The sequence below is a fragment of the Virgibacillus sp. Bac330 genome, assembly GCF_003667845.1.
Classification (GTDB): domain Bacteria; phylum Bacillota; class Bacilli; order Bacillales; family Amphibacillaceae; genus Virgibacillus; species Virgibacillus chiguensis.
Window position 1 is genome coordinate 4,329,820 of the sequence record NZ_CP033048.1, and the last position, 24,801, is coordinate 4,354,620.

The window sequence follows — 24,801 nt, forward strand, 5'->3', positions numbered from 1 at the left end:
CACATGTTGCTTTTCTAGACATACTTTGAAAGATTTTGTTTTTCTTTAATGTTTTCATCCTTGTTATGTTGATAGTGCCAACCTTGATCAGAATGAATCGTTGTTCGATATTCAGCTTCATTTTTAATAATTTTTAGTGCTTGATTTAACGGTGCTATAACGAAATCTAATGTTGGACTGTTAGAAATACCATAGGATATAATTTCACCATTATATAAATCCATTATTGGACTTAAATACAGTTTTTGATCTTCGGTACATTTAAACTCAGTCACGTCTGTCACTAGTTTTTGAAGGCGAATGGATGTATTAAATCTACGGTTCAAGCGATTTTTAGCCACTTTTCCAACCTTACCTTTATACGATTTATAGCGAGATTTACGTGTGAATTTCACGCACCTTAAACCCATTTCATTCATAATTCGCTGGACTTTTTTATGATTTATTACATAACCTTGGCTTTTTAACTCTAAATAAATACGACGATATCCGTATTTACCCTCGTGCTTTTGAAAAAGCTCAAGGATGATTTCTTTCCACTCTTTATCTGGATCTTCTTTCTGTAATTGCTTCATATGGTAATGATAAGTCGCCTCTGGAATACCCACAATTTCTAACACATCTTTTAATTTGAATCCTTCTTCTTTGAGTTCGAACGCCAACGCTGCTTGTGCTTTTCGAGGAAGGCGTTCGGATTCTCCTGAAAAGCTTTTAACTTTTTTAAATAGGCATTCTCTAAGCGCAGAAGTTCATTTTCGCGTTCTAACAGTTCTTCACGAGATAACTCTTTTTCTTGTTTCGCTGGTTTCGCTTTATGATTTTTAGACATAGGAGGCCGTCCTTTCGATTTATCTTGCAGGCCCTCTATACCTTCATTCCAGAAAATTCTGTACCAGTTCGCAATTAATGTGGGATTGTTCATCTTAAAAACAATCGCGGTATCTTGATAAGAAGCGCCTGTCCTTTTCATAAAGTTTAATACATCTAACTTAAATTGAACAGGATAAACTTGTTTAGAATGCTTCCTGCGTAGCCCGTCCTCACCAAATTCTTTATAAGCACGAACCCACCTCTCAATTGGTGATTGGCTTGGAATACCATGTTTTTTCGCTAGCAATCCATAGCCCAAGGAATTTTCAAGATATTCTTTTACAATCATCAATTTAAATTCATAACTATATTTAGCCATATAAAAACACCCCAAAAGTCAGATTTTCACTCTAACTTTTGGGGTGCGGCACCCAATCTCCCCCTCTATTTTTGCAACAAAGCTTGTATTTGTAAAGTGATCGAAAAATAGCTTCGGTAACATAGCTGCCATATCCCTTCCTCCCCACCATTCATTAATGAGTGGTGCTAGTGAATAGAAGTCGGAACCGTTAACAAAACGAATATGTATGCTTGCATGCATGATTTCCTTACCCCTTTTACTTTATATTTTTCCCATATTGTATCATAGGCTTCAAAGCTATTCGGAACTGTTTTTTTTGAGGATAAGAAGAATGATAGCAGTTTTGTAAATTCCATTTATATGTAATATATAAATTTAAAGGAAAAAAATGAATCATTTACAAACAGAATCTTTCGAAAAGTTATGATAAACTAGAACATAACAATTCATAGAGAGCTAGATTTTTCATTTAATTCTATCAAGCGTATGCAAGAGGGGGATTAGACTCATGGAATGGTATTTAAAATTTATTTTAGTGGGGTTTTCCATTGCCTTGCCTGTTGGGGCGATTACTGTAGAAATGACGAAACAAGGCTTGAAGAATGGCTTCTTTCATGGGTGGGCTGTTGGCTTTGGTGGAATGACAATTGATGCGTTGCTGATTCTGGCGTTATACTTTGGTTTTGCGCAAATATTATCATTACCTTATGTACAACTACCTTTATGGGTGATTGGCGCAGTGTTTTTATTTATGCTTGCTTACGACTCCATTAAAAATGCGGATAAGGATATTACAATGGCAGGAGGGAAGGTGAATCGCTCCTTAGCAAAAACGTATCGGAATGGATTGCTAGTGGCTGTTTCGCCAGGAAATCTAGTTTTCTGGGTTTCCATATTCGGAGTCGTTTTAGCGGATTCTTACTCTCAATCGGGACAGACTAGCTTTATTATTTCTGCTTTAGGTATATTAACAGGGATTCTTTTGCATGATGTTGGCTTGTTATCTGTGGTTTCCATTACCCGTAAAGTGATGAGCAGAGCGATGATTAAATGGACATCCGTGGTTGCAGGCGTAATGTTATTCGGTTTTGGTTGTTATTTTCTCTATGAGTTTTATGTGAATGTACAAAATGTATTGTAACCAAGGTTATAGTCTATATAGAAAGTGTTCAACATATAGGGTGTTTGCAAAAAAACTGATCAATGGCGATCAGTTTTTTGTTTTGGTTAATTTGCTTTTTTAAAAAAGAAAATAACTTTCACCAGAAAAGATCTAATTGCTTAATTTTTCATGGTTAACGTAATAGTTGCGTTCATGAATAAATGATTATATGATAATGCTTAGCATATTTGCTTCTGGAAAAGATGACGCCATTTATTCTAAATAGAAGGCGTTGTAAGATCCTTATTTCAAGGATTGCAAATATGCATTGGTTACATCTAAATGGCTCGTTTTATAAGGGATAGTATGTAATAAAGATAAGATTTACCTTAGATGCTTAAAGGGATAGATGACTAGCAAAAAAATAGTGAATGGATATACGTATGAAACTATTAAGTTGAGGGTATTTATCAGAATTATATAAAAAAACAATAGATTTCGAGCATACAAGGAGGAAATAAATGGCGTACAAATATAATGACAATACTTTTATAATGGAAATAACGCAGTTTGATGCAAAAGGTTCTGGAAGAGCGGTTATTCAACGTGAAAACAAACAAGGTAAACAGAAAAAACAACACATCACCATTCCCTACACACTTCCTGGAGAAAGGGTGCAAGCGACACTTGTGCCTCCGTATCGAAATAGAGTTGCCAAGCCAGATCAAATTATCGAAGCCCATCCAGAACGCATCGAGCCAGCATGTCCTCATTTTGGTAAATGCGGTGGCTGTTCTTGGCAGCATATATCATATGCAACTCAATTAAAGGAAAAAACTTCCCAAGTAAAACAATTATTAGAAGAGCAACACTTTGATTCCAATGTCGTACAATCAACAATTGGTGCAGATGAAGCTTGGTATTACCGAAATAAAATGGAATTTACATTTAATAAAGCCGGTGATCTTGGTTTACATGAAAAGGGTAATTATCAAAATATTATTCCTTTAGAAACATGCTTCATTGCCAATCAGGAAATGGTGAATGCAACGATGGAAGTAGCTAAGTGGGCTCAAACACACAGGTTGTCAGGCTATGATAAAGAAACGAAAGAAGGGCTGCTTCGTCATTTAATGGTGCGTCATTCCCAAGCGACTGGCGAAATGATGCTCGCTCTATTCGCAACAGAAAGACCAGTTGAATCCTCTGCTTTGTCGGATCTTAAGGAACGCATAAAGGATAAATTTCCGTCTGTAACAAGCTTGCTTTGGTTGGAAAATCGGGATATTGCTGATAAAGTACAAGCGCAGCAAGTCCATGTTCTTGCAGGGCGAGATTTTATTTACGATGAATTGGCTGGTTATCGCTATCGATTGTGGTATGATACATTCTTTCAAACAAATCCGAAACAAGCGGAAAAATTAGTAGAATTAGCACTAGAAATGGCTCAACCTCAAGCAACAGATAAAATGATTGACTTGTTCTGTGGTGTTGGTACCTTTTCTTTACCGTTTGCAAGTCGTGTTTCACAACTTGCTGGAATAGAAATCGTAGAATCCTCCATTGCATCGGCAAAACGGAATGCCTCAGACAATGGTGTTCATAATACATTATTCTTAGCTCAGGATGCTCGCCACGGTCTTAGAAAGATGCTTGAAACATTTGGTAATCCTGATGTATTGCTACTCGATCCCCCTCGGTCAGGAGCGGGTGGAAAAGTCATGCGTCGGATTGCGCGTTCAAAGCCAAAGCGCATTGTCTATGTATCTTGTAATCCAAAAACACTTGCTTCAGATATAAAAGAACTTGTCCCATTTGGCTATCAACTAGAAGTGGTTCAACCGGTTGATTTGTTTCCACAAACGTATCACGTGGAGTGTGTGGCGTTGCTAGAGTTGAAACAAGAATAGATTTCCAATAGGGTGTTAATAGGTTTTTTCTTCTGCATTTTCGATTCACTGAACAGAATGGTAATAGATAAGCGAGGAGGTTAAGTTTGCAAGCTACATGTGTGAAATTCTGTGAGTTTGGAGCACCAACTAGAGTGTTGCAAGTTGGAAACCGATATTTATCGCCACCAGCAGCCGACGAAGTGCTTGTTCGAATGCTAGCACGTCCAATCAATCCTTCTGATCTTATTCCTATTAGAGGATCTTATGCACATCGTATTTCTTTGCCTAATATTCCTGGATATGAAGGTGTTGGCATCATTGAAGAAGTTGGTGAAGCGGTTTCTAAACAGCTTGTCGGCATGCGAGTCCTTCCTTTACGTGGAGAAGGAACTTGGCAGGAATTTGTGCAAACAAAAAAGGAGTATGTGGTTCCAATTCCTGATGCTATTCCTAATTATATAGCCTGTCAGTTATATATAAATCCGATAACAGCGTGGGTGATTTGTACAGAAGTATTACGCTTAAAAGAAGGGGACGTGCTACTTGTTAATGCAGCTGGTTCTTCTATTGGTAGGATTATGGCACAATTATCTAGGTTAATCGGCTTTGAGATGATTGCAGTATTACGAAATGATCATCATAAAAAGGAGCTACAACGATTAGGCGTTGCGCATGTAATTCATTCGACAAATACAACGAAATCCATCTATCATAATGTGATGGAGATCACCAATGGGAATGGTGTAGCAGCTGCAATTGATGCTGTAGGAGGCTTTTCTGGAACAGAGCTAGCTTTGTGTGTACAACCTGATGGTAATTTTTTAACACTTGGTTTGTTATCAGGAGTTCCTGTTGATTGGAAGTTGATTTCGAAACAAGCAAAAGTTAATGCGCGTTTATTTCATTTAAGACATTGGAATAAGCAAGTTTCTACACATGATTGGCAAAAAGCCTTCAAACAAATAATTCAATTCATCGTCGAGGGAAAAGTAACTTTGATGAAGCATGCGGCAACTTATCCTTTATTTGAGGTTAAAGAAGCTGTGCAATGTGCTGAAACAGCTCAATCCAATATGGGGAAGGTTATTTTAACGAACAATTAAAAACAAAATCTGCCGGTCATTTTCCGGCAGATTATTATGAAAGCAACATGAATGAGAAAACAATATCGATCTAGCTAAAATGAACAATTGGGGGTGTTAGCTATACTGTTCATTTGTTTATCTATAAACAAGGCCACCATCTGTTAGAATCGTTTGACCTGTAATGTAATCTGCATCATCGGAAGCTAGGAATGAAACTAAGTTAGCAACATCTTCTGGAGTTTGATAACGTTGTAAAGCGATAGCAGAAGAATATTGTTCAAAAGCTTCACCTGGTTTTAAGTTATCGCTATGTTTTACCATTTCTTCATCAATTCTATCCCACATTCTTGTTTTTGCTATACCAGGGCAGTATGCATTTACTGTAATTTGGTGTTTAGCTAACTCTTTGGCTGATGAATGGGTAAAAGATCTTACAGCATGTTTTGTAGCGGAATAAGTACTTAGCATTTCATATGATTCATGGCCAGCAATGCTACATGCGTTAATTACTTTCCCTTTTGTTTCCTGTTTTATAAATTGTTCGGCAGCAGCTTGTGTACCGAATACAGTACCATTTACATTGATTTGGAAGGAGCGATTTAGCTCTTCTTCTTCAACTTCTAAGAAAGGTGTAATAGCGTCAACGCCAGCGTTATTTATAAATACATCTAAACGACCGAAATGTGCTACTGTTTCTTTCACTACATGAAACTGGTCTTCTCGTTTGGCAACATTACCAACAACGCCATGGACGTCAAAACCTTCTTCTTTAAACTCTTTTACTGTTTGGTTTAGCATTGGCTCATTAATGTCATGAACGACTACTTTGAACCCATCTTTACATAAACGATGAGCAATACCTTTTCCTAATCCTTCTGCGGATCCTGTAACTACGGCTACTTTTTCCATTATAAAGCCTCCCAAAAATTAACTTTTATATCCAATTCCTATTATACCACTCAGTTATAGCCTCGTATTAATAAAAAACGACAAAATGTGACAAAACTCTAAACATATAGCAGTTTTGGCTAGGGGATTTTTAAGCATGTGTAAATAAAACAAGGAAGAAAGTGGTCTTCGTTGGAGATGAAAAAAGGTATGCTAGTAGCTTTTCTTTAATTATTGCGTTATTAGTAGTAGCTTTTTATCACTATAGTAGTATATAGAGGGAAGGTGTATAAGATGTTTTGGTTTATAGTATAATAAAAACAAAGGTTTTTGCCATAAGACTTAGCGACAAGCCAAGTCTTTCTAAGAGGAAGGAAAGCAGATAGGAATTGCATTGACATTTTATGTGAATTTTGATTAAATGATAGTGAGTAAGTAATCACTTTATAAAAAGGTGGAGATACCATTGCAACATGCGGTGTCAGTCAAAAATGTTAGTAAGCGTTATCGGAAAAATAATGTGCTACGACAGGTAGATTTGATGATAGGTGCAGGTAGTGTCTATGGTTTAATTGGACCTTCAGGAGCTGGAAAGACAACCTTAGTCAAAATGGTGGTTGGAATGGAAGTTCCCGATCAAGGGGAGATTCATGTGCTCGGACAATCTATGCCGAATTTGTCTTTAATGCAAAGAATTGGTTATATGGCGCAATCGGATGCCTTGTACTTTGAGTTAACAGGGAGAGAAAACTTGCAATTTTTTGGTTCGCTTTATCAATTGAAAAGCCAACAGCTGAAAGAAAGGATGAAGTATGTGGCGGATTTGGTGAATCTAGAAAAAGATTTGTCCAAAAAAGTCTCTACCTATTCTGGTGGGATGAAACGTCGACTATCGCTTGCTATTGCCTTCATTCAAAATCCTGATGTTCTTATTTTAGATGAACCAACTGTTGGCATTGATCCCGCATTACGGCTTAGCATTTGGAATGAATTGTTACGCCTAAAAAACGAAGAAGGGAAGACCATTATCGTGACAACACATGTCATGGATGAAGCGGAAAAATGCGATTGTATTGCAATGATTAGGGAGGGAGCCATTATTACAACAGGTTCTCCATCCGCATTAAAAAAGAATTATAGTGCAAATAATTTAGATGACGTGTTTTTGAAAGCGGGGCGAATGTAGTATGAGGATAAAGGCAATTGTGCGACGTATTTTTAAGCAGATGTTTCGAGATAAACGAACGTTAGCATTATTATTGGTTGCCCCTCTATTCATATTGACCCTCATGCATTTGTTATTTAACAGCGAACAAGTAGATCCGCTTTTAGGTATAGAGGGTGCGGATGACAGTTTTATTAATAAGTTAGAAGCAAAAAATATAGAGGTGCAGACATATACCAATGTTAAAAATGCCCATGATACAGTAGTTGACGATGAATTGGACGGATTTTTAAAAATGGATGATGAAAAACAGCAACTTACGCTATTAAATAGTGATCCAACGGTTTCGCGAACGCTTGAAATGAACATAAAGCAAATAACAAGTAAGATGCAAATTCCTGATCAGATGCAAAAAAGTTTAAACCAAGAGGATAGTACAGTTGCCATTTCATATGTTTATGGAGATGAAGATACCGCATTTTTTGATCGGTTAGGTCCGTTATTAATTGGCTTTTTTGTATTTTTCTTCGTGTTTCTTATTTCGGGTATTGGTTTATTGAAGGAACGAACGACTGGAACATTAGAACGATTAATGGCTTCTCCTGTTAAAAGAGGAGAAATTGTTGCTGCATATTTAATCGGTTTTGGCATATTTGCTTTGTTGCAAACGATTATTGTCGTTTTCTTTGCTGTAAATGTACTTCAAATGATTTTAATCGGCTCGATTTGGAATGTGCTTCTCATCAATTTGTTGTTAGCTTTAGTTGCCTTATCTTTAGGCATTTTACTATCTGCCTTTGCTGAATCGGAGTTTCAAATGATGCAGTTTATACCAATCGTTGTGATTCCACAGATTTTCTTTTCAGGGATTATTCCACTAGAAGGCATGGCAGATTGGCTACAAGTATTAGCAAAAATAATGCCGCTTTATTACGCTGGAGATGCGTTACAGAGCGTAATGTATGAAGGCTTAGGGCTAGCTGACATAATTGGGGATTTGTATGTGTTGCTGTTATTTGCATGCATACTCATTATCTTGAATTTATTCGGATTAAAGAAATACCGAAAATTGTAACCATGTATTTTCTATGAAGTAAATATTAGGGACGTATTTTGTATAGAGAGGACGGAAGTGATTTGACGTACAACAACTTATTGGATTCCATGATTGCAGAGGCGAAACGTTCTAAAAAACAGACAGAAAAGCAACAAAAGATAATAGAGGCAGCAATTCAATTATTTGCTGAAAAAGGGTATGCGAATACGTCTACAAATGAAATTGCCAAGCAAGCAGGGGTTGCAGAAGGTCTTATTTTTAAGCATTATGGAACGAAAGAGAATGTATTGCGTTCTGTCATCTTGCCATTCTTCAAATCATCCCTTCCAGGCATGGCAGAAGAAGTATTTGCTGAAGTCCTGCCAGCAGAAACAACGACGTTTGAAGAATTTTTACGTGCGTTTCTTTATAATAGAATTCAGTTCTTTTCTGAGAATAAACAAATTTTACAAGTGGTTATGAAAGAGATCATATACAATGAATCCTTAAAGAAAGAGTTGTTACCTTATTTGGCTAATGAAATTCGTTATCGTTTTAGAAAGGCGATTGAAACGTTTAAAACAAAGCAGGAACTGAAAAATATTCCAACAGATGATGTCGTCAATATACTGCTTTCTGTTTTAGGGGGATTTATTATCTCGCGTTTTGTTATTGTAGATGTAGATAGGATTCATGAATACGAAGTGGAGCAACTAATCCAATTTATTATGGATGGCATACGTCAAAATGATCATTAGACTGTTGCTGCGGTCTTAGGTGAACACATAATATCCTTTTTTGTTATAGGTTAGAAATGCACTTTTATTCGAACAGTAGCATGTAAAACTCGGCAACCTTTAGTATAGACATTGCCGAGTTTATTTGTACTATAGGAAATTATAAGATTTATTTGGTTTATAGTATAAGAAAAACATAGGCTTCTGCCATAAGTCATGGTGAGAACACAAGTTTTTCTATAGTTTATAATTTTTTAACGAAGACATAACTCGTTTTACCATACTCCAATTTTTCTTCGTAAAATTGTTGTGCTGACGCACGTTAATCCAGAAGAAAGAGAAACAGCGTCATAGTTTTGCTTTTTTGCCCAATGTTCAACATAGTGTAAGAGGTTTTTCCCATATCCTTTTGAACGTAAGCTGGAGTCACAGACCCATATGTATCTACCGTTGTATAACGTAATCATTGGCATAAACCCACAAACAGCCACGATACGATTTTCATCATATAAAGCAAAAAGTTGGTAATCATTCTCTTCCACCACTTGTGAGACTAGTTCTATAAAGGAATGCGTATTTAAATGTGTTCTTAATTGTTTCATAATTGGAAAAGCTTCTATCCACTCTTGTTTGCTCTTTAATTCTTTGATGGTTGGTTGGGTAATGCTCATTATCTTTTCTCCAATCCCATTATATGGTAGTTACATTTTTAATGAAGGGTCAAAGGTTACAATGGTACCTTGTGCAGTGGCGCAGAGTTTCTTTTCGCCGTTCTCGATTACTTCCACATCACAACGACAGACGGCTTGACGTTTTCCGGCATACACTACCAAGCCGGTAGCAATTAAACTTTCTCCAATAGCTGGACGTACATAATTAATTTTGTATTCGGACGTTAATACATGTGGGCCTAAAACAGATCCTCCTGTAAAAGTTAATGCATTATCAGCAGCATAGCTTAAAACACCACCGTGAACAAAGCCATTTTGCTGTAGTAGATTTTCTTTTATTGGTATTTCTAGCACAGCTTCCCCTTCATTAAATGTAGTTAGTTTGGCGCCTACAAGCTTGCTAAATGGTTGCGCATCTAGTAATTGTCTTCCTATGTAAAGGTATTCATCGTGATTTTTCAACTATTTCTCCTCCTAAAAAACATCTATTTTTTTGTTAAATATTTAGAAAATAAAGATTAAACTAATCGTAATGGTGAGGTTCAAATAAGTCAAGAAAATACGGATAATTATTATAAGGAGGAATTTGCGCTTTTTTCATCATGAAATGAATGATTAGAAACAATGAACATATATGGAAAGTATGATGGGATCGATGTTGGGAGAAATGATCATGCTAGAATAGCAAGATCTCTTGATTCGGATTATGTTTATGCTGTTTTTATGAACCATTGTATTCATTTTGTGGGGAATACGGGAAACTGCTAGCGAAGAAAAAATTGGAATCATCCAGCCGTAACAGCAATCATTTTTATGTTAATGAGTCAGGGGTTTTCATCAATTTGGATCACTCGTTTAGGTTATAAAGTTGAATATAGTGCGGTGCGCCGTCTGTGTGTATTTGAATGGATGTAACTATGCTAGTTTAAATCAAACAAAGCGTAATAGAAGAGTGGGGGAGAGCCCGCCCCCCGCATCAAATTAATTGCCTGTAGTTACGTTTCATTCGTATGCTGTTTGGTAGAATTTTCAGGAGATAGTCTCTGCATTACAGATTGCCGCTTTACTAATTCGGTTGATAATGTGTATTGATGGTCGACTTTTTCTCCTGCTAATACTTGAAAAATAACATGAACGGCTAATGAGCCTGCTTCATATTTTGGTTGTTTTATTGTTGAAAGCGGAGGAGAGACATATTCGGCGAGTTGAATGTCGTCAAATCCAATAACGGATAAGTCATTAGGGACAGAAATATCATTTTCTCTTAACGCTTCTAATCCACCTATTGCCATTTCGTCATTGGCATAAAAAATAGCATGCGGTAATTGGCGCTGTGCAATGAGCATCTTGGTTGCGCGATACCCGCTTTCTCGAGTGAAGTCACCGATGATTTTCCATTTGGACTTATAAGGGATGTTGTAATCTTTTAAAGCATTCAAGTACCCTTGGAAGCGAAGTTGATTATCGTGTGAGTTGTAAGGACCGCTCACATATGCAATTTCGCTATGGCCATGTTGGATTAAATGCTCTGTTGCTAAATATCCGCCATGGATATTATCAACTTCAATATTATAAATAAAGCTACTATCTAAATTTCTATCCAATACAACAAGCGGAAATCCTTTACGAGCGGATTGTACGGTTACCTCGTCGCTAATATTATGTGCAAGTATAATCGCCCCATCAACCCGTTTTTCTTGTAAAAATTTTACCGCTGTAGAATCTGCTCCACCAATAGAGCTGCAGGCAATTAAGTCAAAGCCGTTTGCAGTAGTTACATCTTGCACGCCTTGAATTAACTCTGAGTAATAAGGACCTGACAAATCGCTCAAAATTAACGCGATCGTATTTGTATTTGTCCTTTTTAAATCAGAAGCTAAGCCATTCTTTCTATAGTTTAATGACTTTGCCGCTGCTGCTACTTTTTCTTTTGTAGTTTGGCTTACTTTATCGCTATTGTTTAACGCATAAGAAGCAGTAGATACTGCAACTCCAGCAAGCTTTGCTACATCTTTTATTGTTGCCATGCACACACTTCCTCCATAAAAAACATAAAAACGATTCCATGCTTCTATTATTGTATCTTAGATTGATGTCGTTAGCACTACCTATTTAAAAATGTGGTCGTCTGTAGTTAATTTCGGCGTTTAGACAGTTCATGTGAAGAGGAATGACAGTGTATCATCTTATAATAGTAAAGAGTTTCAAGTTATATGCTACACTTGAACATCACTAGTGTTTTATTATTTAATACCGGACATGGTAAAACCTTCCACAATGTACTTTTGGAAAAAAGCAAAGATAATAATAATTGGTATAACCATAAAGGCTGCTCCTGCCATTTGTAAAGCAAAATTATTGCCATACTGGCCTTGTAATAAAGATAAACCTACAGAAAGCGTATAGAGGCTCTCATCATTTGCGATAATTAAAGGCCATAAGAAACTATTCCATGCGCCGATAAATGCAAGAATTCCTTGTACGGCAAAAATAGGTTTAGCAATAGGAATAATAAGCCGGAAAAAAATATAAAATTCTCCCGCTCCGTCTAAACGTGCAGCTTCAATTAAATCCGTTGGTATCGTGCCCATAAACTGTCGGAATAAGAAAATGCTAAATGCTGCGACTAGACCTGGCAAAATAATACCCGGTAACGTGTTGGTGAGGCCCATTCCATTAAGTAATAAGTAAACAGGTATCATCGTTACTTGGCCTGGGATCATCATAGTTGCTAGAACAAGATAGAATATTTTTTCTCTGCCTTTAAATGCAAACTTAGCAAAACCGTATCCTGCCATGCCGTTAAACAATAAGCCGACAAACGAAAAAGCGACGATAATTAATGTATTTCGTAAATAGACTAAGAAATTTAATTCTGTAAATAGGTGTTTAAAATTATCCAGCGTTGGATTTTCCGGTAATATAGTTGGTGGAATGCGCAATGCTTCACTCTCAGGTTTAAAGGCACTTGTTATCATCCAAATGAATGGAATGGATACTAAAATTCCGCCAATAATCATCAGCACGGTGATAAGGGTTTTTTCTGTTTTCCCTTTTGTTGAATGTATAGAAGCCAAGATAAATCCCTCATTTCATAAGGTTAATATTCTGTATCGGATTTTCGAAGTTTAAATTGAATTAAAGTAATGATAATAATCATGATAAACAATACGAAAGAACCCGCAGCAGCATAACCAAACTCACTAAATTGAAAGCCCTCTTGATAAATAAACAATGCAATAGATAGTGTTCCGTCTAGTGGTCCGCCTTGTGTCATCACGTAAGGCTCTTCGAAAAACTGCATCCAACCAATTAACGTCGTTACAGTTACGAAAAAGGTTGCATATCTCAATAAAGGTAACGTCACATTAAAGAATGTCTGAATGCGGTTGGCCCCATCGATTTTCGCTGCTTCATAATAAGCTCTAGGTATTCCTTGCAGGGCAGCGAGAAAAATAATCATATTAATGCCAATACCTTTCCAAACTGCGAGGATAATAAGCGAAATTTTAGCAATGGTAGGCTCTTGAAGCCAAGGTATATTTTCTACAGAAAGTAAAGATAGAATATAATTAAATAACCCATACTCTGTGTTGTATAAATAACCCCAAATGACCGCGACGGCAATAATATTCGTTATAGATGGCATATAGTATACCGATCGGAACATGGAAAACAACTTATTGCTTCCGTAGTTCAGCATGAGTGCAATACCTAATGAACAAATAATGACGAGCGGAACGCCAACGACAACATAAAATAACGTGTTGAAAATAGATTTGATAAAAGTATCATCAGCAAATAGGTTTTGATAGTTATCAAAGCCGATCCAACTGATGTTTGACCAATTTGCTAGTCCTTTTAAATCGAGGTCTGTAAAGCTAATAAAAAAAGCGATCGTAATCGGAATAATACTGAAAATAATTAATAAAATAACTGCAGGTGCAATGAACATGTAGGGATGTCGATTACGGAATTTTTGTTTAAACATTTCTTAAACCACCTATCGTCATGAAACGTATTTTGGTGGAAGCATATAAGGTCGCTGGGTATCGCCTTATATGCTTCTTTATCATAAAGTGAATCTTTAAGTAGTGGGGATTATTTCATTCCCCAGTTATACTTTTTCAACTTTCATCTATCAATTTTTGAGTGGGTCTTACAGCACCTTATATTGGAAGAAATTATTCTTCTAATAGATCTTGCGCCGTTTTGTTAAATTGCTCTATTTCTTTCTCTAAATCCGCCCCGCCGGCATTGACGCGTTCTAACGCACTAAGTAATTCTTGGGCGATGCGTTCAAACTGTTCTGTTTGAAGTCCTGCTTTTGCTTCTTTCAATTGCTCACCAAACACGCTATACATTGGATCATCTTGTAATATTGGATCTTCCCAGCTTTCTAGCTTAGATGGTAGTGTATTAGATATATCTAACCATTCAAGTTGTGTTTCTGTTTCATTCATATAGGAAAGGAATTTCAAGGCATTTTCTACATTTTCTGAATTATGGAAGATTGATAATGTTGCTCCACCCATACTAGAAGCATTTGTTTCGTTACCTGGCATAACAGCTGGTGCCCATTTTCCTTCTATATCTGGAGCTTGTTCGTTAATAATATTTACCATCCAAGGGCCACTGAAGAACATTGGTTTTTTCCCATTTGCAAATGCTTGGATAATATCCTCGCCTTGCTCTACTTGGCTGGCCCCTTCTTTAAAGAAGCTTGTATAATACTCCATAGCACCTAAAAATTCTGGTGTGTCAAAATTTAATTTGCTTTCTTCCAAATTTGCCTCATAACCATTTTGCCAAGCGAAGATAAATGGCATAATTTGATCATTTTGGTCAATATCTATTCCATATTGACCTTCACCACGGTCTGCTAGTTTCTTTGCTGCGTCTTGTAATTCTTCCCAAGTTTCCGGAGCTTTATCATAACCTGCTTCTTCTAATATATCGGTGCGGTAATATAGTACGCGAGTGTCTACATACCATGGAATACCAACGATTTGGTCATCATACTGCATGATTTCTGCGGCACCATCAAAATAATTTTCGGCTGCGAATTCTGGATGCTCTTCCATATATTCCGTTAAATCTAATAACGCTCCTGCCTCAGCGAATTCTGGCACCCAAGTAGTACCTAATTGCAGGATATCTGGGCCATTTCCAGAAGCTACTGCAGTTAATAGTTTATCGTGGGCACTATCCCAAGGGATAGCTTGTACATCTACTTTCAATCCTTTGTTGTCTTTTTCAAATTTATCTGTTAGTTGCTTTAACAGCTTCCCTTCCTCACCCATTGCCCACACGGTAATTTCATCGTCTTTATTTCCACTATCTTTTTTAGCAGCTTCCTCATTTCCGCAAGCGCTTAATGCTAGTAAAGCTACGATAAAAGTTAATACCAACCATTTTCTCATAATAGAAACACTCCTTTAGTTTTATTGAAACGTTTCGATAAACTGATTATAATAAAATTTGAAGTCGCTTTCAACTGTTTTTTTCATATTTGCTTACTTTTTTTGTTTTATATTCAATAAATGTTAACAAATCAATGTTTTGTTCTTTATTTTACCTTAATGTTGTTTGACTATAGGTAATAAAACAATTATAATCCAAAATATAAACATCATTGAAACGTTTCGATTAAAGCGGTTTTTTGTTTACACTTTAGGAAAGTATAAAAGTTAAAGGTTTATAGTATAAGAAAAACTATGCCATTCGCCATAAGACTTGCCAAAAAGCCAAGTTTTTCTAATGAGGAGGGGTAACAATGAAAGTAAATCAAATAAAAGATTTAGTAAGCAAAATGACTTTAGATGAAAAAATCGGACAAGTTATCCAATTAGCCACCCCGTTTTTTAAAGGGGCTTCTGATGAGGGGCAAATAACTGGGCCAATGAAAGAAATGCATATACCTGATCACATGCTGCAACATATAGGGTCCGTTTTAGGTGCATCGGGCGCCAAGGAAACGAGGTCGATCCAAGAGCAATATTTACAGGACAGCAGATTACGCATTCCCTTGCTTATTATGTCCGATATTATTCATGGTTATAAGACCATTTTTCCAGTTCCATTAGCCATCGGTTCTTCTTGGGATTTAGAACTTGCTGAAAAAAGCGCAACAATTGCTGCTAAAGAAGCTGCTGTGAGCGGTGTGCATGTAACCTTTGCACCAATGGTTGATTTAGTCCGTGACCCACGCTGGGGAAGAGTCATGGAGTCTACAGGTGAAGATTCTTATTTAAATAGTGCGTTTGCTAAAGCGCAAGTTCGTGGGTTTCAAGGTTCTGATTTAAAACATGACCACGAAAGCGTTGCTTCCTGTGTGAAGCATTTTGCTGGTTATGGTGCAGCTGAAGGAGGCAGGGATTATAATACGGTAAACATGTCAGAAAGAGAATTACGCGAATCGTATCTCCCAGCTTTTAAAGCAGCCCTTGAGGCAGGTAGCAAATTAGTGATGACAGCCTTTAATACGGTTGATGGAATTCCAGCAAGTGCAAATAAATTATTAATGCGTGATCTTTTACGTGAGGAATGGAATTTTGACGGTGTCGTTATATCTGATTGGGGCGCCGTGAAAGAATTAATTCCGCATGGTGTGGCTTCAGATGAAAAAGAGGCAGCTATGAAGGCCATTACAGCAGGTGTAGATATAGAGATGATGACTGGATGTTATGCTAATCACCTGCAACAGCTCATAGAAACAAATGCAATGGATGTGGAACTTCTAAATGAAGCTGTGATACGAATTTTACAGTTAAAAGACGAATTAGGATTGTTCGATGATCCATATCGAGGTGCAGATGAAAAAAGAGAAGCAGAAGTTGTTATGTGCTCTGCGCATCGACAGGCAGCACGTGACATTGCCGCTAAATCTTGTGTGCTGTTAAAAAATGAGCAAGATGTGTTGCCGCTTGCTACAACGCAAAAAATGGCACTTCTTGGCCCGTTTGCTAATAGCAACGATATTCTTGGCCCTTGGTCATGGTTAGGTGATAAGAATGAAGCAATACCATTAGATGTAGGGATGCGCAATCAGCTACCTGCTTCTCAGTTATATGTAGCGAACGGTTGTGGAGTGAATAAACATTGTGAACAGGATCTTTCTAAAGCAATAGAACTTGCTAAGCAATCGGATGTGGTTGTTCTAGCTTTAGGAGAAAGCTCTGAAATGAGCGGTGAGGCCGGATCAAGAACAAATATACAATTGCCACAAGCGCAACTAGATTTAGTAGCAGCGATAGTTAAGTTGGGTAAACCAACTGTCGCTGTGTTATTTAATGGCAGACCGCTCGATTTACATGGGGTAGTTGACCAAGTAGACGCAGTGCTTGAAGCATGGTATCCAGGAACAGAGGGCGGTACAGCAATTGCAGATATTCTCTTTGGCAATGTCAATCCGTCTGGAAAGCTTACGATGTCGTTCCCGTATAATGTAGGACAAATTCCTGTATACTATAACAGCTATAATACAGGGCGCCCTCAAGGTGCTATCAATGCTCAAGAACGATATGTATCACAATATTTGGATTGTCCGAATGAGGCTTTGTTTCCATTTGGCTATGGGTTAAGCTATACCTACTTTAAATATAGTGATCTAGAGCTTTCTTCCGATTTGATGACACCAGATAAACCAATAACGGTTAAAGTCAAGGTAACAAATGCAGGTGATGTAGCAGGGCAAGAAGTGGTTCAACTCTATATTCGTGATTTAGTCGGCGAAGTGGTGCGTCCGCTTAAAGAATTAAAAGGATTTCAAAAGATTTCTTTACAGCCTGGTGAAGAAAGAGTTGTTATGTTTACGTTAACAGAAGAACAGCTTCGTTATCACCATGCCGATCTTTCCTATCATAGTGATGAAGGAAGATTTGATTTGTATGTTGGAGCAAATAGCCAAGATGTCATGACGATATCGTTCAATTTGCATAAGACGAAAGGAGAATGAGGTTTGACAACAAGAGGGAATTTTCAGATAAAAGCGCAAAATATTACGTTTACATTTCTCCAAAGCGGTGACATTTATGAAATTGCTCATAAGGATACAATGATTAATCAGCTGTTGTCGAACCCGATCGATGGAGCGTTAAATAATATTTATTTACGAATTTATCGCCATGGAGACATCGTAGTAGCGCCGTTATTGGGTGTTCAATCGAACAGCGAGATTTTCGTTGCAGAGGATCAAGTGAAGTGGCAAGGTACCTTTGAAGAAGTAAACTATGAAGTTACTTTCTATCTAACAGGAGCAGGAGTTTGGTTTTGGGATGTTTTGTTAGATGGGGAAGATGTCGAGGTCGATCTTATTTATGGGCAAGACTTAGGTTTGGCTGATAAAGGAGCGGTGCGGTCTAATGAAGCTTATATGTCGCAATATATGGATCATGCTATTTTCCAAGATAATGAAAACGGGTATGCCGTTTGCTCTAGGCAAAATCAACCGCAAGCAAGTGGATTCCCATATATTCAACAAGGTGCTTTAGGTAAAGTTATTGGCTACTCTACAGATGGTTTTCAATTTTTTGGTTTATCTTATAAAACGACAAATCAAGCCGAGGTTTTAACGAAACCTAGCTTGGCAAATGAAAACTATCAATATGAATTCGCCTATACTGCATTACAATCAGAGAAGCTTGCTTTAAATGGAAAGCAGCGGTTCGTATTTTACGGTTTGTTTAAAGAAAATCATTCCACTGCTGTTCGGGAGTTGGAATTTAAGCAAGAGATTCAAAAAGCGTGGAAAGAATTAAGCGAAAGTAAAAGGGATCATGCCCCCGTAAAGAGGGTACGTATGATGCCTAGTATAGGTGCGCCACTTACCGCGTTAGAAATGACAATAGCAGAATTAAACACTTATTTTCCAAATCGGCAGTTGGAGGAATATAATGGATCTACACTGCTTTCCTTTTTTACGGATACGTATGAGCATATAGTTCTCAAGCAAAAAGAAGAGCTGATCGAACGACCACATGGACATATTATTATGAGTGGACATAATGACCGGGTGAGAGACGATACGATGGCAACGACGTCATATATGTATGGCATTTTTAATTCACAGCTTGTTATTGGTAATTCTTCTATGAACAAAATGCTGACAAATGCACGAAACCCGTTAAATATTCTGAAAACTTCAGGGCAGAGAATTTATATTCAAATTGATGAAACGTATCACTTATTAACCATGCCTTCTCTATTTGAGATCGGTTTTAACTATGCTAGATGGTATTATAAATTTTTGGATGATGTAATTGTCATTACCAATCTTACTAAGGTAGATGATGCAGTGCTTCAGCTACATGTGAGGTCAGAAAAAGGGAAAGTGTATAGATTTATAGTTACCAATCAATTAACTATGAATAATAATGAATATGAAGTTCCTTTTCATATCAAACATAAAGGAAATACCGTTGTTTGTACGGCTGATTCTAAATCGGATAGCGCGACTATTTATCCTGATTTAAATTATTTTATGCACGTTACAGGTACAGAGTTGACGGTGGGGGATGAGCGACAACTAGCAACAAATATTTCCCCACTATCTGCATCCCTTTTAGTCTTGTCTATGAGTCCTACAGCAGAATGGACATTAAACATAAAAGGTTCGTTATACAAACAAGAACAGCTTGTTCAGTTGGTAGATATTCCAGGAGAAATCGAGCGTTATCGTGCGTATTACCGTCAAGTGAACAAAGGATTTAAACTTACCTCTTCCGGTTCATCTACGAGGGATTTGGAGAAAATTAATGCGTTAGCTTGGTGGTATACGCACAATATGCTCGTACATTTTTCATCGCCGCATGGGTTGGAACAATTTGGCGGAGCTGCTTGGGGTACTCGTGATGTGTGTCAAGGACCAACGGAATATTTTATGGCAACACAAAATTATCAAGTGGTACGTGACATCATTAAAATCGTTTTCTCTCATCAGTACGAAGATCAAGGCAACTGGCCACAATGGTTTATGTTTGATAAGTATCAACATATTCAGCAGGAAGACAGCCATGGTGATATTATTGTGTGGCCGTTAAAAGTAGTTGCCGATTATTTGGAGGCTACTGGAGATTATGGCATTTTAGAGGAAGTTGTTCCTTATACAGATCGTACTACTTTCAAGTTGACAGCAAGGAAAGCTACGATTATGGAACATGTACAAAAAGAAATTAATTATATGAAAAATCATTTTGCTCAAGACACGTATTTATCTCTATATGATGATGGAGACTGGGATGATACGTTGCAACCTGCGAATGAGAATTTGAAGAAATATATGTCTTCCAGCTGGACCGTTGCATTAACGTATCAGGTGTTACAGAAGTTGGCTCAAGTGTTAGTTAGCTATGATGAACAGGAAGCATTACAGATGCAAGAGCTTGCTGCGGGGGTGAAAGCTGATTTTAATCAATATATTTTGTCAGCAACAGTTGTTCCAGGATTTGTGTATATGGAGAATCCGGATCAGATCGAATATATGCTTCACCCATCTGATGAAAAAACTGGTATTCAGTATCGATTATTACCAATGCAGCGCAGTATTATTAGCGAGCTGTTTACCAAAGAGCAGGCGGAAAAGCATTATCGGTTAATAAAAGACAAGTTATATTTCCCAGATGGCGTTCGGTTAATGAATCGCCCTGCTCACTATAAAGGTGGCGTTAGTACACATTTTAAACGAGCTGAGCAATCGGCTAATTTTGGTCGAGAAATAGGCTTACAATATGTACATGCGCATATTCGGTTTGTTGAAGCAATGGCTAAGCTTGGATATGAAAATGAAGTGTGGAAAGGCTTGTCCGTCATTAATCCAATTTTAATTCAAAACGAAGTCCCTCATGCAGAGATACGCCAAAGTAATGCGTATTTTAGCAGCTCGGATGGCAAATTTGCTACACGCTATGAAGCACAGGAAAACTTTGATCAGCTACGTACTGGTGATGTTCCAGTGAAAGCGGGTTGGCGCATTTATTCGAGCGGCCCAGGAATATATATGAATCAATTAATTTCTAATGCTTTAGGCATCCGCTATCAGCAAGGAGATCTTGTGATTGATCCGGTAATACCCGATGAGTTGGATCAATTAGAATTTGCATTTCAATATGATGGCAAGCCAATAACATATCATTATCATCTTAAAGAAGGGAAAAAGCAGGTCGTTGTAAATGGTAAAAACGTTCATTTTACGCAATTAACAGATAATCCTTATCGCGAAGGTGGTATGGTGCTAAAAACGGCACAGTTGGAAAAATATTTACAAGCTGGAGAAAATCATATTGAAGTTTATTTGTAAAGACGAGGCGCATGCCTTGCCTTTTTTTTGCCAGATAAGAAAGTATAAATGTAGTGGCTTGAGTATAACAACATAACCGAATAAACCACGTTCAGCCCAGCAACGAGGCGACTTTACGAGATCGCTCTACGCTAAGTCATCTTTTGTTCGTATCCTAAGAAGAGGGCCGACTAAAAACGGGTATGTCTTCGTGCGTCGGCATCCCCCTGCTTTAGTGGCATGAGTCCTAAAACTTTCGTTGTTTCGTTCCAGTCGCCACATTGCTAACCGGGCGCCCGAGCCTTTGTTTCGCTATAGGAAGTAAAAGCTTAGTGGTTTATAGTTTAATTAAAACGGAGGATTTCGCCACGAAAGCGATACCATAGTTTGGCTTTTATTTAGGAAATATAAGAAACCGTCTTCTCTCGTAGTTAGTGAAGTCAGCTATTTAATAGAAAGTCATACATAAAAATAGTAGAAAGAAGTAATCTATAGGGTTACTTCTTTTAACGTTTCTATTACATTTAAATGAATATTTTTCAAACCGTTTACAAAAGGCTAACAAGTGTATGAAATCAAGTGTTTTTATATGAAAACGGCTTTCAAAACGGGTAAAGTAAATAGTGCATCCTATACAAGCAGGATCTAAATAGAATGTAAAAAGATAGGAAATAAAATAGCGACATTTTAAAGCATGGACATATATGAAAGCTATCGTCACCTTACATTTTCTACTTACGAAATATAAAATAAATTTACCGAAAAGGATGGAGATCCATGGAAAGGAACGCTTTTTTTGATAATGCAAAAGTTATCTTGATTTTTTTAGTTGTTTTTGGACATATGATACAGCCTTTTACAGGTGATTCTCCATACGTTCATACACTTTATATGTGGGTGTATACATTTCACATGCCTGCATTTATATTATTGGCAGGCTATTTTGCAAAAGGTTCAGGATCATTCAGTTATATCGTGCAATTGATGAAAAAATTATTGTTGCCATATCTCATTTTTCAACTACTATATACGGGTTACTATTATGTCATCGATAAATCAGGCTGGCAAACGGACTTATTTAGTCCACATTGGGCGTTGTGGTTTTTATTCAGCCTATTTTGCTGGCATATGTTATTATATTGGTTTAAAAAGTTACCGCCATTTTTAAGTGTTTCGATTGCGATCTTTCTCGGCCTAGTCGTCGGTTATTTTAGTGAAATTGGGCATATGTTCAGTCTATCTCGAACTTTTGTTTTCTTTCCGTTTTTCTTAGTCGGCTATTTATTAACGGAAAAGCAAGTGATGCTCGTTAAGCAAAAAGCGGTGCAAGCTGTTTCGCTCGTGGTCATGGTTGGCATTGCGGTAGCTATCTACTACTTACCAGACTTTAATTCTGGTTGGTTACTTGCTTCTAAATCATATGGTGATTTGGGGCTTGTAGAATACGGTGGGCTGGCAAGACTCTTAGTTTATGTATCTGCAGCTTTCATGGTTATAAGCGTGCTATCATGGGTGCCAGTCCAGCATTTTACATGGACCATTCTCGGAACACGCACACTTTATGTATATTTACTACACGGCTTTTTTATCCAATACTTTCGTCAGGCGGAGTTGTTTAAGGTAGATGGAGTATTTGATTTTCTAGGACTTGCTGCTTTATCTATGCTGCTTGTACTCTTATTATCTAGTCGACCAATACTTGGATTATGGCAACCGCTTGTTGAAGGGAAGGCTTCGATAATGAAAAAAATGTATCATAAAACGGTACAAGAGAAATAAAGTAGCCAATTTTGCTGAACGTCAAAGTCCATTCCTTAAGCGAATAGATGGAAAGCGAATTTAACTCAAAAAGTGTCATCTATATAAGCTACTGTAAGAACAGGGTTTGCTACGAAAAGTCAAAGCAGTAAATTTTTTATGATACGATTAGGGAAGTACAAGCGTTTAAAAGTTTATAGTAATAAGAAACAGCCAAACTATCCGATAGCTTGGCTGTTTTGTTAAGTTTAGGAAATTATAAAAAACGTTGCTAACCGGGCGCCCCTAGCCTTTGCTCCTTTTCTAAGAAATTACAAAATTTTGTAGCTGTGGATAATCTAACTAAGTTATTTAGCCCCGTCCGGCTCCAGAGCCCAGCAACTAGGCGACTTCACGAAATCGCCTTACGATAAGTCATCATCGGTTCGTTCCTCACCGTGATTCCTTTATCTCAGTTGATTCGTTCCACTCGCTACGTTGCTAACCGGGCGCTTGCGCCTTTGTCCTTCATGAAAGATTTTTTAAAATATAAGATGAGCTATGATAGTGATGACAGGCAAGGTAATGATTGTACGCAGTAAAAAGATAATGACTAAATCTTTAAAGGATACGGGTACTTTAGATCCAATTAATAATCCGCCTACCTCTGACATATAAATTAACTGGGTGACAGAAAGGGCGGCAATGATGAACCGGGTGATCTCTGCTTCGATAGTAGAAGCTAAAATGGATGGTAAAAACATATCTGCAAAGCCAATTAAGACTGTTTCTGACGCTTCTTTAGCATGCGGAATTTGCATCAGTTCCATGAAAGGTACAAACGGCATACCTAGCCATTGAAAAATAGGTGTTGTTTCCGCGATAATGAGAGCAATTAATCCAAATGCCATCACAACTGGGGCGACTCCCATCCACATGTCTAAAATATTTTGCCCGCCTTCTTTGAAGACTTTAAACACACTTTTTTCTTGCTTGGCGCGTTCTAACGCTTTTTTATAGCTAAATGAAAAAAGATGGTCTCCTGCTGGAATTTCTTCAGATATTCCTTCTGCATCTTTATTTATATACGTATCCGGTTTTCTAGAAAGCGGAGGAATGCGTGGCATAATTAATGCAGCTACAACTCCCGCAGCTAAAACGGTACCGTAAAACGGTAAAAACATATGCTCAAGTCCTACTTCAGCAATGATAACTAAAGAAAAAGTAATGGAGACAACGGAAAATGTTGTTCCGATAACAGCAGCCTCTCGTTTGGTGTAATAGCCGTTTTCATACTGTTTACTTGTAATTAATACACCGATTGTACCATCGCCTACCCAAGAAGCGAGGGAATCAATGGACGCACGACCAGGTAGTCGGAATAACGGGCGCATGATCTTTGTCATAAGTGTTCCAAACAACTCAAGTAAACCAAAATTCATCAGTAACGGTAAAAACAAGCCAGCAAATAAAAAGACAGCAAATAATACATGTAATAAATCACCTAATAACATTTGCCCTGTATTCGCACTATGGATAAATTCAGGTCCTAATTGGAAAAATACCATAACAGCAAAAATAGCAGCTACTACCCTTGTCATTGTCCAGAACATATTTACGTAAAAGAGTTGCTGGAAAAATGGTGTTCTATCAAGCTTTTCTTTGCCTAACAGGCGAACGATGATAGTCATAATTGCTGTAAACACGATAATAACCATCATAATGCCAGATAACTGATCGGCTAATAAGGACTGAACTTTCCCAGCTAGGATAGCAATTGGAATAGTTAATCCATCTTCTGTTTTTATAGGTGACATAAATAAAAAAACACCAATAAGGGATGGTATAATAAATTTAATATGATCAAATATAGAATAGCTATTGTTTTTCATAAAATCCTCCACGGTTCTTGTTTCTTATTATTATAAGATAAAATGTATGATTATCCAATGATAAAATGCAAAACAAATGAATATTTCTGTTTTATTTGCAAAAATGTACGTTTTATTATTAGTTTAGATATAATGAAACATGTACATATC

Annotated in this window: 17 protein-coding genes and 3 pseudogenes; 9 read left to right on the top strand and 11 right to left on the bottom strand. The window is 37.3% G+C overall.

Going from position 1 to position 24,801, the window contains the following annotated elements:
* Positions 1 to 14 precede the first annotated feature (14 nt).
* From D9780_RS20345 to D9780_RS20355, 3 genes and pseudogenes are all read right to left on the bottom strand, one after another.
* Positions 15 to 665, bottom strand: a pseudogene (locus D9780_RS20345) (IS3 family transposase); the annotation flags it as partial.
* Entirely contained in the window at positions 626 to 1,189 is a 564-nt protein-coding gene (locus D9780_RS20350) for a helix-turn-helix domain-containing protein (protein ID WP_077701823.1), read from the bottom strand. The pseudogene D9780_RS20345 and the gene D9780_RS20350, both read right to left, overlap by 40 nt.
* 54 nt (positions 1,190 to 1,243) lie before the next feature.
* Positions 1,244 to 1,399 (bottom strand): annotated as a pseudogene (locus tag D9780_RS20355) (GNAT family N-acetyltransferase); the annotation flags it as partial.
* Positions 1,400 to 1,679: 280 nt separating this feature from the next.
* Between D9780_RS20355 and D9780_RS20360 the strand changes: the two are divergent.
* From D9780_RS20360 to D9780_RS20370, 3 genes are all read left to right on the top strand, one after another.
* Positions 1,680 to 2,312 (top strand): LysE family transporter, encoded by a 633-nt coding sequence (locus D9780_RS20360; RefSeq protein ID WP_121641335.1) that lies wholly within the window; start codon positions 1,680 to 1,682, stop codon positions 2,310 to 2,312.
* 482 nt (positions 2,313 to 2,794) lie between these two features.
* The gene (gene rlmD / locus D9780_RS20365) at positions 2,795 to 4,183 is read left to right on the top strand and encodes a 23S rRNA (uracil(1939)-C(5))-methyltransferase RlmD (protein ID WP_121641336.1); all 1,389 of its coding nucleotides are present in this window, start codon (positions 2,795 to 2,797) and stop codon (positions 4,181 to 4,183) included.
* 86 nt (positions 4,184 to 4,269) lie between these two features.
* Positions 4,270 to 5,268, top strand: coding sequence for a zinc-dependent alcohol dehydrogenase family protein (locus D9780_RS20370; protein ID WP_121641337.1), 999 nt, complete (start codon positions 4,270 to 4,272; stop codon positions 5,266 to 5,268).
* A gap of 117 nt (positions 5,269 to 5,385) precedes the next feature.
* Here D9780_RS20370 and D9780_RS20375 read toward each other — a convergent pair whose 3' ends face one another.
* Positions 5,386 to 6,159, bottom strand: coding sequence for an acetoin reductase (locus D9780_RS20375; RefSeq protein ID WP_073009028.1), 774 nt, complete (start codon positions 6,157 to 6,159; stop codon positions 5,386 to 5,388).
* 445 nt (positions 6,160 to 6,604) lie between these two features.
* On the opposite strand from D9780_RS20375, the gene D9780_RS20380 reads away from it, so the two are divergent.
* The 3 genes from D9780_RS20380 to D9780_RS20390 all read left to right on the top strand — a co-directional run bounded on the left by D9780_RS20380 (position 6,605) and on the right by D9780_RS20390 (position 9,097).
* Positions 6,605 to 7,324 (top strand): ABC transporter ATP-binding protein, encoded by a 720-nt coding sequence (locus tag D9780_RS20380; protein ID WP_073009031.1) that lies wholly within the window; start codon positions 6,605 to 6,607, stop codon positions 7,322 to 7,324.
* A gap of 1 nt (position 7,325) precedes the next feature.
* The gene (locus D9780_RS20385) at positions 7,326 to 8,378 is read left to right on the top strand and encodes an ABC transporter permease (protein ID WP_121641338.1); all 1,053 of its coding nucleotides are present in this window, start codon (positions 7,326 to 7,328) and stop codon (positions 8,376 to 8,378) included.
* Positions 8,379 to 8,440: 62 nt separating this feature from the next.
* Positions 8,441 to 9,097 (top strand): TetR/AcrR family transcriptional regulator, encoded by a 657-nt coding sequence (locus D9780_RS20390; RefSeq protein ID WP_121641339.1) that lies wholly within the window; start codon positions 8,441 to 8,443, stop codon positions 9,095 to 9,097.
* Between the two features lie 223 nt (positions 9,098 to 9,320).
* Here the strand turns inward: D9780_RS20390 and D9780_RS20395 are convergent.
* The 6 genes and pseudogenes from D9780_RS20395 to D9780_RS20420 all read right to left on the bottom strand — a co-directional run bounded on the left by D9780_RS20395 (position 9,321) and on the right by D9780_RS20420 (position 15,170).
* Positions 9,321 to 9,747 (bottom strand): annotated as a pseudogene (locus tag D9780_RS20395) (GNAT family N-acetyltransferase).
* 30 nt (positions 9,748 to 9,777) lie between these two features.
* Positions 9,778 to 10,209, bottom strand: coding sequence for a PaaI family thioesterase (locus D9780_RS20400; RefSeq protein ID WP_240458743.1), 432 nt, complete (start codon positions 10,207 to 10,209; stop codon positions 9,778 to 9,780).
* 533 nt (positions 10,210 to 10,742) lie between these two features.
* Complete coding sequence (locus D9780_RS20405) at positions 10,743 to 11,774, bottom strand: LacI family DNA-binding transcriptional regulator (RefSeq protein ID WP_073009044.1); 1,032 nt, start codon at positions 11,772 to 11,774, stop codon at positions 10,743 to 10,745.
* Positions 11,775 to 11,990: 216 nt separating this feature from the next.
* Positions 11,991 to 12,767: a carbohydrate ABC transporter permease gene (locus D9780_RS20410; RefSeq protein WP_121641560.1), complete on the bottom strand. Its 777-nt coding sequence runs from the start codon at positions 12,765 to 12,767 to the stop codon at positions 11,991 to 11,993.
* Between the two features lie 80 nt (positions 12,768 to 12,847).
* Entirely contained in the window at positions 12,848 to 13,738 is an 891-nt protein-coding gene (locus D9780_RS20415; RefSeq protein ID WP_240458744.1) for a carbohydrate ABC transporter permease, read from the bottom strand.
* A 193-nt stretch (positions 13,739 to 13,931) separates the two neighbouring features.
* The gene (locus tag D9780_RS20420) at positions 13,932 to 15,170 is read right to left on the bottom strand and encodes a sugar ABC transporter substrate-binding protein (protein WP_121641340.1); all 1,239 of its coding nucleotides are present in this window, start codon (positions 15,168 to 15,170) and stop codon (positions 13,932 to 13,934) included.
* A gap of 353 nt (positions 15,171 to 15,523) precedes the next feature.
* Here D9780_RS20420 and bglX point away from each other — a divergent pair, with 353 nt between their 5' ends.
* The 3 genes from bglX to D9780_RS20435 all read left to right on the top strand — a co-directional run bounded on the left by bglX (position 15,524) and on the right by D9780_RS20435 (position 22,801).
* Positions 15,524 to 17,704, top strand: coding sequence for a beta-glucosidase BglX (bglX, locus tag D9780_RS20425; RefSeq protein WP_121641341.1), 2,181 nt, complete (start codon positions 15,524 to 15,526; stop codon positions 17,702 to 17,704).
* Positions 17,705 to 17,707: 3 nt separating this feature from the next.
* On the top strand, positions 17,708 to 21,043 hold the full coding sequence (locus D9780_RS20430) for a GH36-type glycosyl hydrolase domain-containing protein (protein ID WP_371413679.1): 3,336 nt from the start codon (positions 17,708 to 17,710) through the stop codon (positions 21,041 to 21,043).
* A gap of 756 nt (positions 21,044 to 21,799) precedes the next feature.
* Positions 21,800 to 22,801, top strand: a complete 1,002-nt coding sequence (locus D9780_RS20435) for an acyltransferase family protein (RefSeq protein ID WP_073009079.1) — start codon at positions 21,800 to 21,802, stop codon at positions 22,799 to 22,801.
* Between the two features lie 500 nt (positions 22,802 to 23,301).
* Here the strand turns inward: D9780_RS20435 and D9780_RS20440 are convergent, their stop codons facing one another.
* Positions 23,302 to 24,651: a YjiH family protein gene (locus D9780_RS20440; protein WP_121641342.1), complete on the bottom strand. Its 1,350-nt coding sequence runs from the start codon at positions 24,649 to 24,651 to the stop codon at positions 23,302 to 23,304.
* Positions 24,652 to 24,801 lie beyond the last annotated feature (150 nt).